Origin of the sequence: Brevibacterium sp. XM4083 (genome assembly GCF_006489205.2) — a bacterium.
In the GTDB taxonomy this organism is placed as follows: Bacteria; Actinomycetota; Actinomycetes; order Actinomycetales; family Brevibacteriaceae; genus Brevibacterium.
This window is the reverse complement of record NZ_VFYR02000001.1, coordinates 1,056,232-1,069,233: the sequence shown is the minus strand read 5'-3', so window position 1 is coordinate 1,069,233 and position 13,002 is coordinate 1,056,232. Positions and strand designations below refer to the sequence as shown.

The window sequence follows — 13,002 nt, the reverse complement described above, 5'->3', positions numbered from 1 at the left end:
ACCACCCACCGATCGACAAGGATGACCATGGAACTCAGCCCCCGCTCCCACGAGGTCGTCGCCGCGACCGCCGGTGTCGTCGCCGAGCACGCCGACGAGATCACCTCGGTGTTCTATCCGACGATGTTCGAGGCGCACCCCGAGCTGCTCGGCATCTTCAACCTCGCCAACCAGGCGATCGGCGAGCAGCCGAAGGCACTGGCCTCCTCCGTGGTCGCCTTCGCCGTCCAGCTCATCGATCCCGACGCCCCGGAATTCGCGCCCGTCCTGCGGCGGATCGCGCACAAGCATGTGTCGCTCGGTGTCCGCGCCTCCGAGTACCTCATCGTCGGCCACTACCTCCTCGGCGCGGTGAGAACCGTCCTAGGCGATGCCGTCACCGAGGAGGTCGCCGCCGCCTGGGACGAGGTCTACTGGCTCTTCGCGACCGCGCTCATCGCCGAGGAGGCCCGACTCTACGCCCTCGGCGGCACCGAGCCTGAGCATCCATGGCGCGACTTCCGGGTCGTCGAGCGCTTCGACGAGTCCGACGAGGTCTTCTCCCTCCTCCTCGCGCCCGTGTCCGGCGAGGTCCCGGCCCACCTCACCGGGCAGTACGTGGCGATCCTCGTCGACCTGCCCGACGGATCGACGCAGCCGCGCCAGTACACGATCTCCTCCGGTCCGCGCGGCGATACCCTGCGCGTGACGATCAAGCGGGTGCGCGGCGTCGGCGGCGCCCCGGACGGCGTCGTCTCGGGGTGGCTGTTCGACAACGCGCAGCCGGGCACCGTGCTCACGGTCTCCCAGCCCGCCGGCGACGTCGTCCTCGAGGAGTCGGACTCCCCGCTCGTCCTCGTCTCCGCCGGCATCGGGATCACCCCGATCGCCGCGATCATGGAGGACCTCTCGCGGCGGCAGCCGAACCGGACCGTCCGCCTCTACCACGCCGATCGGTCGCACGCCCATCATGCGCTCTACGCCGGTCTGCGCCGCCAGGTGCTCGCGATGGCCGACGCGCAGGCGATCAACTGGTACGAGGAGGGCGCGACCGAGGCCCCGACCCTCCATCCGGCCCGCAGCGGTTTCATGGATCTCAGCGGTATCGCCGTGCCCGCCGAGGCGGAGGTGTTCATGTGCGGCCCGCTGCCGTTCATGCAGGCCGCCCGCGCCGAGTTCATCGCCAAGGGTGTGCCCTCCGAGCGGATCCACTACGAGGTCTTCGGCCCCGACCTCTGGGCCCAGAGTCCCGCATAGGGGCAGCGTGCTCCTCCTGCGAGCGCCGTTCGGCTCACCCTGGTTTCGGGGGCTCAGTTTCTGAACAGAGCCCTCGAAACCAGGGTGAGCCGGAGCGCGTTCGCCGGGCCGCGCGGCACCCGCAACGGTGCGAACGAGGCTCCTCAATTCGGCCGAGACTCCTCAGAGCAGGTCGTCGAGTCCCCGTTCCCCGGCCAGGGACACGGCCTTCTTGACGTCCTGCGCGTGGGAGCGGGAGGTGATGAGGAGGACGTCCTCGGTGTCGACGACGACGAGGTCCTCGAGGCCGACGATCGCGACCGTGCGGGGCTGCTCGGAGAAGACGACCCCCGAGGCGTCGACCTCGAGGAGGTCGCACGAGCCGCCGATCGAGATGACCCCGCGCGGCTCCCCGGGCACGGGCTGGCGGAGCCGGGCCACGGAGTCGAAGTCCCCGACATCGTCCCACCCGAAGTCGCCGGGGATGACGATGACCCGACCGGCCTCGGCGGCGGGTTCGGCGACGACGTAGTCGATCGCGCGCTTCTCGAGCCCCGGCCACACCTCGGCGAGGACGGACTCCTGGGCATCCGTCCCCCACGCCTCGGCGATCCGGGACAGGCCGGCGAAGAGCGTGGGGTCCTCCTCGGCGAGGATCTCAAGCAGCGCTGAGGCCTTCGCGATGAACATCCCGGCGTTCCACCGGTAGCGGCCCGAGTCGACGTAGCGGCGGGCCGTGCTCGCCGCCGGCTTCTCCGCGAACGCGAGTGCGCGGCGGGCGGTCGGGGCACCGGCGATGCCGAGGGGTTTGCCGGTCTTGATGTAGCCGTACGCGGTCGCGGGGTTGCGCGGCATGATGCCGACAGTGACGATGTCGCCGGATTCGGCGGCGACGCAGGCCTGTTCGATGACGGAACGGAATTCGTCGACGTTCGTGATCGAGTGATCGGCGGAGAAGGACCCGACGATCGCCTCGGGGTCGGTTCGGTGGATGAGGAGGGTCGCCAGCCCGATCGCGGCGGCCGAGTCCTTCGGGGAGGGTTCGGCGACGATGCGGCTCGGGCACAGCTGGGGAAGCTGTTCGGCGACCTGCTCGGCGTGGCTCTCACCGGTGACGACCCAGACCTTGTCGTCGCCGACGAGCGGGGCCACGCGGTCCCAGGTCGACTGGAGGAGGCTGCGACCGGTGCCGAGGACATCATGGAGGAATTTCGGGGACGCCTTGCGGGAGAGCGGCCAGAGTCGGGTGCCCGATCCGCCCGCGGGGATGATGGCGTGGAAGTGTGTGTTCACCCCCTCAGTGTCTCAGAGTTCGGGCATGACATCACCGATGTTGTCCGCCGTGTCGGGGTGAGGAGAACCAGAACACATCGCCGAGGGAACACCCGCGTCAGACCGGGCGACCGCTTCGGCGACAACGGATTCCGCACCGCCGTTCCGCACCCGCGAATTACCGCACACGTTTGTGCGGTAAATGTCCGCCGTGAGACGCGGCGTGACCGATTGTGAGAGAACTGCCAGGGTGACAATGTGATCCAGCCCGCTCAACGGGGAGCCGACTGGCAACTGGGCGGTGTTCGGCGTACTTTCATGATGTACATCGTCGATTCATCCAAGATGGAGGATGCTCCGTGGCCCAAGCGTCTACGAGCACTCTGTACCGAGGTGGAGAAGGAATGTGGTCCTGGGTCGCGCATCGCGTGACAGGGGTCGGGATCTTCTTCTTCCTGTTGGTTCACGTGCTTGACACTGCACTCGTTCGCGTTTCCCCCGAGGCGTACAACGCCGTCATCGGAACCTACAAGACTCCGGTCATGGCCTTCGGGGAGATCGCACTCGTCGCCGCGATCGCCTTCCATGCGTTCAATGGCCTGCGGGTCATCCTGATCGACTTCTCCAAGGGCGGCCCGAAGAACCAGCGGAAGCTGTTCTGGGGTGTCATGATCCTCTGGCTGATCATCATGATCGCGTTCGTCCCTCGCCAGCTGATGCACACGTTCGGAGGCTGACATGAGCACAACATCGATTCCGGCTCCGCGCACCGGGTACTCGCGCAACAAGTCCACGAGCTCGAAGTTCGAGATGTTCGCGTGGCTGTTCATGCGCATCTCGGGCATCATCCTCGTCGTCCTCATCTTCGGTCACCTCTTCGTCAACCTGTGGGCCGGCGAAGGCGTCCAGCAGATCGACTTCGGCTTCGTCGCCGGCAAGTGGGCCAGCCCGTTCTGGCAGATCTGGGACCTCCTCATGCTGTGGCTGGCGATGCTGCACGGCACCAACGGCCTGCGCACGATCATCATGGACTACGCCGAGAAGCCGCGCACGAGCATGGCGCTCCAGCTCATCCTCTACATCGCCTCGGCCGTCGTCCTCGTGCTCGGCACGCTCGTCATCTTCACCTTCGATCCCTGCCCGGCCGGAGCCGACCCCGCTCTGCTCGCGTCGTTCTGCCAGGCCTAAAGGAGAAACATGCAGGTTCATCACTACGACGTCGTCATCGTCGGCGCCGGTGGCGCTGGCATGCGCGCCGCCATCGAGTCGGGCCAGCGGGCACGCACCGCGGTCCTGACCAAGCTCTACCCCACGCGTTCCCACACCGGCGCAGCCCAGGGCGGCATGTGCGCGGCCCTGGCCAATGTGGAAGAGGACAACTGGGAATGGCACACCTTCGACACCGTCAAGGGCGGTGACTACCTCGTCGACCAGGATGCCGCCGAGGTGATGGCGAAGGAAGCCATCGACGCCGTCCTCGATCTCGAGAAGATGGGGCTGCCGTTCAACCGCACGCCCGAGGGCAAGATCGACCAGCGCCGCTTCGGCGGTCACACCCGCGACCACGGCAAGGCGCCGGTGCGCCGCTCGTGCTACGCGGCCGACCGCACCGGCCACATGATCCTCCAGACCCTCTACCAGAACTGCGTCAAGCACGGCGTCGAGTTCTACAACGAGTTCTACGTCCTCGACCTCGTCATGACCGAGGTCGACGGTGAGCGCCGCCCCGCCGGCGTCGTCGCCTACGAACTCGCCACCGGTGAGATCCACGTCTTCCAGGCGAAGTCGGTCGTCTTCGCGACCGGCGGCGTCGGCAAGGTCTTCAAGACCACGTCGAACGCCCACACCCTGACCGGCGACGGCATGGCCGTGACCTACAACCGCGGCATCCCGCTCGAGGACATGGAGTTCTTCCAGTTCCATCCCACGGGCCTCGCCGGACTCGGCATCCTCCTCTCCGAGGCGGCCCGCGGTGAGGGCGCGATCCTGCGCAACTCCGAGGGTGAGCGCTTCATGGAGCGCTACGCCCCGACGATCAAGGACCTCGCCCCGCGTGACATCGTCGCCCGGTCGATGGCCAACGAGGTGCGCGAAGGCCGCGGTGCGGGACCGAACAAGGACTACGTCCTCCTCGATCTCACCCACCTCGAGCCCAAGCACATCGACGAGAAGCTGCCCGACATCACCGAGTTCGCCCGCACCTACCTCGGTGTCGAGCCCTACACGGAGCCGGTGCCGGTGTTCCCGACCGCGCACTACGCGATGGGCGGCATCCCGACGAACATCGAGTCCGAGGTGCTCGCCGACAACGACACCGTCATCCCCGGCCTCTTCGCCGCCGGTGAGTGCGCGTGCGTGTCCGTCCACGGCTCGAACCGCCTCGGCACGAATTCGCTGCTCGACATCAACGTCTTCGGCAAGCGCGCGGGAATCGCCGCCGCCGAGTACGCCAACCGCGCCGAGGTCATCGACCTGCCCGAGGACTCGCAGGCCGACACGGTCGCCGTCCTCGAGCGCCTGCGCAACTCCGACGGGCCCGAGCGCATCGGCGCGATCCGCAAGGACCTGCAGGAGATCATGGACGCCAACGTCCAGGTGTTCCGCACCGACGAGACGCTGCGTGCGGCACTCGCGGAGATCGAGAAGCTGCGTGAGCGCTACGACAACGTCGGCATCCAGGACCGCGGCAAGCGCTACAACCTCGACCTCCTCGAGGCCGTCGAGCTCGGCTTCCTGCTCGAACTCGCCGAGGTCATCACCGTCGCGGCCATCCACCGCAAGGAGTCCCGCGGCGGACACTTCCGCGAGGACTTCCCGAACCGCGACGACGAGGGCTTCATGCACCACACGATGACGTACCTCGACCCGGATTCGGAGGCCGAGGGGGTCCCGGGCATGCGCCTGGAGACCAAGCCCGTCGTCGTCACCCGTTACCAGCCGATGGAGCGTAAGTACTGATGAGCACCGATACCGAAACCCCGGAGCCGGCATCGAAGGTCGACCTGCCCTCGCACCTGAGCGGTGAGGGCGGGGAGATCCCGTCCTTCGACTGCACCTTCCGCATCGCGCGCTTCGACCCGGAGACGGACGAGGCACCGCACTGGGAGGAGTACAACGTCACGATGTACGGCACGGACCGCGTGCTCGATGCCCTCCACAAGATCAAGTGGGACATCGACGGCTCGCTGACCTTCCGTCGCTCGTGCGCCCACGGCGTCTGCGGCTCTGATGCGATGCGCATCAACGGCCGCAACCGCCTGGCCTGCAAGACGCTGCTCAAGGACCTCGACACGTCCAAGCCGATCACCGTCGAGGCGATCAAGGGCCTGCCGCTGGAGAAGGACCTCATCGTCGACATGGAGCCCTTCTTCCAGTCGTACCGGGAGATCATGCCGTTCCTCATCACGAGCGGACACGAGCCCACCCGTGAGCGCCTGCAGTCCTCCGAGCAGCGCGAGGCCTTCGACGACACCACGAAGTGCATCCTCTGCGCCTCGTGCACCTCGTCGTGCCCCGTGTTCTGGACCGACGGCCAGTACTTCGGTCCCGCGGCCATCGTCAACGCGCACCGCTTCATCTTCGATTCGCGTGACGAGGGCGGGGACATGCGGCTGGAGATCCTCAACGACAAGGAAGGCGTGTGGCGCTGCCGCACGACGTTCAACTGCACCGATGCCTGCCCCCGCGGCATCGAGATCACCAAGGCGATCGCCGAGGTCAAGCAGGCGATCCTCCAGCGCGCATTCTGAGACTGCGCTGAGGTCGACCTGACCTCACCAGCGCCGAGGCGGCTGTGCACTTCATCGTGTGCGGCCGCCTTCGTCGTCCCCGGAGTTCTCCTCCCGGCCACGAAGTCTGAGGATCCGCGATACCCGGGATCCGTACACTGGTGCGCATGCGTTCTCCGTCCTCGACTCCTTCTTCAGCGCGTGCTCACCTGCGCACCGCGGCCGCAGCCGCACTCGCGCTCCTCCTCGTCGTCGCCTCGCTCGCCCTCTCCCCCGGCGCGGTCCAGGCCGCACCCGAGCCGGGTGAGAAGATCTACGTGAGCCCGAACAACCTCGGTGACGGAACGCCGCCGCCCCAGCCGATCGGCACGTCGTGGCTCGTCGGCGACCTCGACACCGGTGAGCTCCAGGTCGCGGAGAACATCGATGTCAAGCACGCGCCGGCCTCGACGATCAAGCTGCTCACCGCGCTCGCGCTCATCGACGTCCTCGACGACCCCGAGCAGAAGGTCGAAGCGGAGTTCGAGGACATGGAGATCGACGGGACGAAGGTCGGCCTCATGCAGAAGAACGAGTACACCGTCGACACGCTCTTCCACGCGATGCTCATGTCGAGTGCCAACGATGCCGCGAACGCCCTCGGCCGCGCCGCCGGGGGTCAGGAGAAGGCCGTCGCCCTGATGAATGAGAAGGCGAAGTCGCTCGGCATGACGAACACGAACGCGATGAACACGTCCGGCCTCGATGACCCGAATCAGTACACGACCGTCGCCGACATGGCGAAGCTCGCGTACGCGGTGACGGAGAACCCGACCCTCATGGAGATCATCGGGACGACGACGTACACGTTCCCGGGCGGGACGAACCCTGAGACGAAGGAGAAGTTCAAAGGCTACGAGATCCAGAACCACACGCAGATCGTCGGCAACGTCGAGGGCGGGCTCGGGCTGAAGAACGGGTACACGAAGACGGCGAAGGGCTCCTACATCGCCGTGGCCGAACGCGACGGCAAACGCGTCGTCTCAGCACTCCTCGGAGCGGAGAACAATTCGCGTCAGGCCGCCGTCGACCTCCTCGAATGGGACTTCGCGCAGACGACCCCGGAGACCGTGGCGACGGTTCCCGTCGGCGCCGCCGCCGCCCCGACGCCGACGGCCACCGCCTCGGGCAGCGGCAGCGACGCCGGCAACAGCTCCGACGACCAGGCGGACGACACCGGCACGGCGAGCGATCCCTCGGCCTCGTCGACCGGGGGCGTCGATCTGCTGCCGCTCGGCCTCCTCGGCGGGGGCGTCATCATCCTCCTGCTCGCGGGTCTGCTCTGGTTCCGGCTGCGCAAACGCCACCGCACGCAGTGACGGGAGCCGCGGCTCGGACGTCGCGCGGCCTCCCCGGGTGCCCGCGACGGCGCCGCTGCAGCCCGGCACCGTCGACGTTTTGACTTCGCCGCCCGCACCGCGTTATGCTGTTTCCTTGCGCTGACGCCATCGGCCCAGTTCATCGGAGTGCATCGACCGATCGGGCAGCGACGGCAGGCCGCTGGGTTCCGCTCCAGCCGACCTTGTCGCAGCGCATCTCCCCCACCGTGAGGGACTGACCCAGATCACGGCGACCTCCCACAGGCCACTTCGTCGTCGACGTCCTGTGAGGTCAGGCGACTCCCCCGTCGCCGCCACAGACCACCTGGCTAAACGGCATGCGTCGACGCATGCCTGTTCGCCGACGAGAGAAAGGAATGGAACCCATGACTGAGTTCCCACAGTGGGTGCAGCGTGCCGTCGAGCACGCCGGCCTCATCGACCCGCAGATCAGCACCGCGGACGGGGAGGTCACGATCAGTGACTCGACCGGTCGCACCGTGCTCTTCACGGGGTCGTCGCTGCGTGAGACTACGCCGCTGGCCGCCTGAGAGCTGTCCCCGGTGAGCCCCGCGACAAGGTCTGTGCTGCCGGGTATGACGCAGCACTGATCCGACGGGCTTCACCCGAGCGCCCGGCTTGCACTCCTCCTCGTGAGGAGCGCAAGCCGGGCGCTTCTGTCTGCTTGCGTTTCCGAATATCAGTAAGTTACCTTGTTTTCGTCGCATCCTCACGGTCGGCTTTCGCACGGTGTCACACGCCCACCGAGGTGGACCGCAGCCCACAATCGGCCCCGGCCTGCGCCGCAGACCGCGGCGCTGACCAGCGACGCCGGCCAGCGCGCCGACCCTGAACACTGCGTGAAAGCGAGGCAACCCTCCCCGATGACCTCACATCCCAGCAGCATCATCGAGTTCTTCCGTCGTCCCGAGGTCGTCACCGACATGCTGCAGATCGCCAAGACGGTGATCGCTGCGACCCTGGGCTGGTGGCTGTCGGTGTGGGTGCTCGACTCCCAGATGCCGTTCCTCGCCCCGTGGGCGGCTCTGCTCACCGTCCACGCCACGATCCACCGGACATTGGTGCGCGGGGCGCAGACCATGGCCGCCTCCGTCGCCGGTGTCGCCCTGTCCTTCGTCATCGGCCATTTCCTCGGCGTGAGCCTGTGGACCTTCGCCCTCGCTCTGCTCGCCGGAGTCGTCCTCGCCCGCGTCCCGTGGATCCGCGAGGAGGGCATCGCGATTGCGACGACGGCGATCTTCGTCCTCGGCAGCGGGTTCGGCAGTCAGCAGCCGTTCCTCGACGAACGCCTCCTCGAGCTCGCGCTCGGGGTCGGCGTGGGCGTGGTCGTCAATCTCCTCATCGCCCCGCCGCTGCGCGATGAGCAGGCAGCGCGGCACATCAACAGCGTCAATCGGCGGATCGGCGAGGTGCTGACGAACATGAGCGACGAGTTCGCGACCTCGTGGGACACCGACCGCGCCCACGTCTGGTTCGCCGAGACCGAAGCGATGAGCAGAGATCTCGACGCCGCGTGGCAGACGGTCAACCTGGCCAACGAGAGCCGCCTGGCCAACCCGCGCCCCCGCCTGCGATCCCTTCGTCGGGCGCTGCTGCGCAGCCGCGGCACAGACGCCGTCGAGGAGGAGCTCAGCCCTGAGAACATCCTCCGGCGCCTCGACGAAGGCGTCTCCCACCTGCGCCACCTCACCCGCACCTTGGAGGCGGCCACCTACGACGACAGCAGATGGGATGATCGGTTCCGCACCGAATGGGCGGACATCGTCCGCGCGGCCGGCACCGCGATCGCCGACCCGGACATCGGCGTGGAATCGATCTATGATCGCCTCGACGCGCTGTCGGTCGGGATCGCCGACGGCGACGATCTGCCGAAGACTGCGTGGCCGCTCTACGGCGCACTCATCACGAGCGTGCGCCACATCGCCGTCATCGTCGACGATGTCGCCACCGCGCGCGAGGTCCGCAGCGAAGCTCACCGAGGCGGGTGACCGCAGGCAGACGCGCGTCACCTGCCTGCGGTCAGTGGCTCAGGACTGCGGGTGATCCTCGTCGTCGAAGCCGACGTCGATCGCCTGCTCGGCCACATCCGCGCTATCGGCCTCGACGACAGCAGGCGCCGACCCGGTCGGTTCGGCATCCTCACCGGTGAGGACCTCGGTGGATTCGATGTCCTCGGACTGCTCCTCCCGATCGGCTTCGGGCACTTCGCTCAGCGACGGATCCGTACTCACGATCTCCTCCTCGGTGCGGGGCCACGGCCGCGCCGCCGCAAAACGCAGCGACGGCGGGTACTCGTGATGGTAATCGTGTGGGTGCGCATGTCAAGGACGACCGCCCACACTCAGTACTCACTCCTCGTAGGCGATGACGCTCATCATCCCGGCCTCACCGTGGTAGATGTTGTGGCAGTGCGTGAGCCACCGGCCCGGATTGTTCGCATCGAACTCCACGGTCAGCGTCTTTCCCGGCAGGACGATCGCCGTGTCCTTGCGCGGTCCCCCGCCGGTGAGCTGGAACGTGTGCCCGTGGAGGTGGAGGGGATGCCACATGTCCGTCTCGTTGACGAAGGAGAGTCGCACCCGCTCCCCCTCGGCGATCGCCTGGGCAGTGTCCATCGGCTTATTGTGGTCGTACGGCGTCTCGTCGAACGCCCAGTCGTAGGCGGACATCGACCCGGTCAGCCGCAGGGTGAGCTCCCGGTCGGCGGACTTGGTCGGCAGAGCGACATCGCTGCGGGCCTGCAGCGCCTCGGCGGACAGAGGTGCGGCCGCGAGTTCCGGGACGTCCCCGTCGGTCGAGGGCGCTTTGCCGGATCCCGTGCGGACGACGGCGTGGACGCGTTCCTGTTTGCCCTCCGCCTCGGCGACGAGGCCGAACACGCCGTCGCCGAGCGTCACAAGTGCGTCATAGCGCTCCCCCATGCCGAGGAGGAGCGACTGCGTCTCGGCGGCTTTCCCGTCGACGGGGAAGCCGTCGGTGTGGGTGACCGTGAGCGAGTGCCCGGTCAGGGCGATGCGGAACGCGGTGTCGCCGCCGGCGTTGATGATCCGCAGCCGCACCTTCGCGCCCGGCTTCGCCTCGAAGGTCGCGGGGTCGTCGGCGGGGCGACCGTTGATGAGGTACGTGGGGTAGTAGACGTCGCCGGCGTCGCCGCCGAGGACGTCCGAGGCGGCGCCCATGAGCATGTTGCCCATCCGCATCGGCCCGCCCATGCCGCTGTGGTCCATCCCGCCCATGCCGCTCATGTCGCCCATGTCACCTGAGCCTGAGCCTGAGCCGCCCATGTTCCCGTGGTCCATGTCGCCCATGTCGCCCGAACCAGAGCTCGAACTGCCCATGCCCTGCTGGAGCTCCGTGAGCACCTCGGCGGGCGTTGCGGTCACTCCGTCGAGCCAGTCGTCGAGAATGATCACCCACTCGTCGTCGTACTCGAGCTGCTCGTCGGGGTCGTCGACGATGAGCGCGCCGTAGAGTCCGCGGTCGATCTGCGTGCCGACGTGCGGGTGGAACCAGTACGTGCCCGGGTCGGGGGTGATGAAGTCGTAGGTGAAGGACTGACCGGGGGCGACGGGGTCCTGGGTGAGCATCGGCACGCCGTCCATGTCGTTGCGCAGCGCGAGACCGTGCCAGTGGATCGTCGTGTCCTCGGTGAGGTCGTTGGTGAGCGTGGCTTTGAGCCGATCGCCCCGGCTCATCCGGATGATCGGGGCGGGGATCTCCCCATAACTCCATGTCTGCGCAGTGGTGGTGCCGAGCGTGAGCGCCGAGGCGGCCGCCGTGAGGGCGACCTCCACTGTCCTTCCCGTCGTCTCACGGTCGTCCTCGACGTCGGCGACGCGTTGGGAGTCGGGCATGAGGAAGGCTCCTTCTCCCCGCGGGGTGCACGCGGCCAGGGCGAGCACGCTCAGCGATCCGACGAGGAAGCTGCGGCGGCCGGGGCGGCGTGACGGGCGTGCGGGGTGGATGTGGTCGGGGGTTGTCGGGGTCGCTTCCGTGAGCGATGGACTGGTCGGCAGTCCGTCGAAGCGGCGTTCGGCAGTGTTCTCTGATGGGTGGTTCACGGTGTGTGCTCTGCTTTCGTTCGCAGGCCCATTCCGCGCATGCCGTCGTTCCCGGACAGCGCGTCTGGGGGCGCTCAGGTCCGTGGTGCCCAGCGGGGCGCTGGTTGCGCGCGCTCTGGTCGGCCGTGGTCGCAGTCGCGTGCGGTCACGGTTTCGGTTGGTCGGGGACTGGCGCGAATGGGCCGAGTTCATCGGTCGGCTGATGCATCGAGAAGCCTCGATGCGGGGACGCCGGCCTACGTGCGACTGATGCAGAGGTCGGTGATACTCGGCGCGCGGGCGTGCCCGGGTGACGGGTTCGGCACGAAGGGGGTGGCGCGGTGCCACAGGCCGGCGCGGGGAAGCAGAATCGCTGTGCGACGCAGCATCCGCAGGGCGATGATGAGCAGGACGACGCCGACGATGCACATCGTCGCGAGTGCGCAGACCATCACACTGTCCCCGCATCCGGAACCGGTGCACTGCCCGGAGTCGGCGTCGTCATCGGCCGCCGCGCCGGGGTCACTGTCGGGGGCCTCGCCCGTGGGCGGTGCACGGTGGGCAGACATGGCGTCCATCGCCATCGAGTCCGCGCTGTGGCCCATCGCCGCCGGTGACTCAGCACCCTCACCTTTGCCCGACGAGACCGCATGCGTCATGCCCATCGAGGCGCCGGGTTCCATGCTCATCCCCATGCTGATGGGGAGCACGACGATGCCGATGACAGCGGCAACCGCAGCGACGAGGTTGAGGATCGCTCCGGCGAGCTGAGGTCGGACGCGACGACGATCCTGCATCGCGCCCTCCTCCCGACGATTGCCTGAATACCCTCTGAGGGTATCGTCTCGGATTCCGCGCGGCAACGTCGGCACACCGTCGACGCGGCGCCCGGCCGCCGCGGTGTCTGAAGGCTCTGCCTTCTTGACAACAGAGCTTTGTACGAGCGCCACGCCGGGTCAGACCGTTGGGAAGGGCTGGACGCTGCGACTAAGCACCTAATCGATGACGTCGTGATTCAAGAATCCCAGCATGCTTTAGGCTCCCCGGATTCCCGCGGCATTTCGACGTCGTCGTCGAGTTAGTGAGGTCTACACACCACTTTCCCAAACCTTCAGCAGTCCCGAGCCGGTGGTAACTTTCCGCGGGCGAGGCGACATCATCACATCGTAGACAGCCCGTCAGTGTCCCACAAGCGAACTCTGCAACCCTGCCACCAGCACCAATGCGACAGAAACCACAGTAACCCCGATCAGTTGTGGAAGTCAGACCTCAGGTTGCAAGCTTGTTACAGATAGATGACTTCAGCTGGGGTATGTAGGTTATGTCAGTGGCCCGATCGTATACTGTCCTCAGCCCCCGGGAGTGAGC

Annotated in this window: 12 protein-coding genes; 8 read left to right on the top strand and 4 right to left on the bottom strand. The window is 67.4% G+C overall.

Translation table 11 applies throughout. From position 1 onward, the window contains the following. Positions 1–27 precede the first annotated feature (27 nt). Positions 28–1,236: a globin domain-containing protein gene (locus FJ887_RS04625; RefSeq protein WP_140954738.1), complete on the top strand. Its 1,209-nt coding sequence runs from the start codon at positions 28–30 to the stop codon at positions 1,234–1,236. Positions 1,237–1,398: 162 nt separating this feature from the next. On the opposite strand, the gene FJ887_RS04620 is transcribed toward FJ887_RS04625, so the two are convergent. Further along, positions 1,399–2,508 (bottom strand): mannose-1-phosphate guanylyltransferase, encoded by a 1,110-nt coding sequence (locus tag FJ887_RS04620; protein WP_137826174.1) that lies wholly within the window; start codon positions 2,506–2,508, stop codon positions 1,399–1,401. Positions 2,509–2,846: 338 nt separating this feature from the next. Here FJ887_RS04620 and sdhC point away from each other — a divergent pair, with 338 nt between their 5' ends. The 7 genes from sdhC to FJ887_RS04585 all read left to right on the top strand — a co-directional run bounded on the left by sdhC (position 2,847) and on the right by FJ887_RS04585 (position 9,582). Next, positions 2,847–3,224: a succinate dehydrogenase, cytochrome b556 subunit gene (sdhC, locus tag FJ887_RS04615; RefSeq protein WP_137826173.1), complete on the top strand. Its 378-nt coding sequence runs from the start codon at positions 2,847–2,849 to the stop codon at positions 3,222–3,224. A gap of 1 nt (position 3,225) precedes the next feature. After that, positions 3,226–3,675, top strand: coding sequence for a succinate dehydrogenase hydrophobic membrane anchor subunit (locus FJ887_RS04610; RefSeq protein ID WP_137826172.1), 450 nt, complete (start codon positions 3,226–3,228; stop codon positions 3,673–3,675). Positions 3,676–3,684: 9 nt separating this feature from the next. After that, positions 3,685–5,445, top strand: a complete 1,761-nt coding sequence (sdhA, locus tag FJ887_RS04605) for a succinate dehydrogenase flavoprotein subunit (RefSeq protein ID WP_137826171.1) — start codon at positions 3,685–3,687, stop codon at positions 5,443–5,445. Further along, positions 5,445–6,236, top strand: a complete 792-nt coding sequence (locus tag FJ887_RS04600; protein ID WP_137826170.1) for a succinate dehydrogenase iron-sulfur subunit — start codon at positions 5,445–5,447, stop codon at positions 6,234–6,236. The genes sdhA and FJ887_RS04600 overlap by 1 nt, the downstream gene beginning before the upstream one ends. 146 nt (positions 6,237–6,382) lie before the next feature. Further along, a complete protein-coding gene (locus FJ887_RS04595; protein ID WP_137826169.1) occupies positions 6,383–7,573 on the top strand; it encodes a D-alanyl-D-alanine carboxypeptidase family protein in 1,191 nt (396 codons plus the stop codon). Positions 7,574–7,959: 386 nt separating this feature from the next. Beyond that, on the top strand, positions 7,960–8,124 hold the full coding sequence (locus tag FJ887_RS04590; RefSeq protein WP_171007076.1) for a hypothetical protein: 165 nt from the start codon (positions 7,960–7,962) through the stop codon (positions 8,122–8,124). A gap of 333 nt (positions 8,125–8,457) precedes the next feature. Continuing rightward, positions 8,458–9,582: an FUSC family protein gene (locus FJ887_RS04585; RefSeq protein ID WP_137826168.1), complete on the top strand. Its 1,125-nt coding sequence runs from the start codon at positions 8,458–8,460 to the stop codon at positions 9,580–9,582. A gap of 39 nt (positions 9,583–9,621) precedes the next feature. On the opposite strand, the gene FJ887_RS04580 is transcribed toward FJ887_RS04585, so the two are convergent. From FJ887_RS04580 to FJ887_RS04570, 3 genes are all read right to left on the bottom strand, one after another. Further along, the gene (locus FJ887_RS04580; protein ID WP_137826167.1) at positions 9,622–9,825 is read right to left on the bottom strand and encodes an Rv3202a family protein; all 204 of its coding nucleotides are present in this window, start codon (positions 9,823–9,825) and stop codon (positions 9,622–9,624) included. 117 nt (positions 9,826–9,942) lie between these two features. Then, positions 9,943–11,655, bottom strand: coding sequence for a multicopper oxidase family protein (locus FJ887_RS04575; RefSeq protein WP_349290522.1), 1,713 nt, complete (start codon positions 11,653–11,655; stop codon positions 9,943–9,945). A gap of 236 nt (positions 11,656–11,891) precedes the next feature. Further along, positions 11,892–12,431: a hypothetical protein gene (locus FJ887_RS04570; RefSeq protein ID WP_137826166.1), complete on the bottom strand. Its 540-nt coding sequence runs from the start codon at positions 12,429–12,431 to the stop codon at positions 11,892–11,894. Positions 12,432–13,002: the final 571 nt, after the last annotated feature.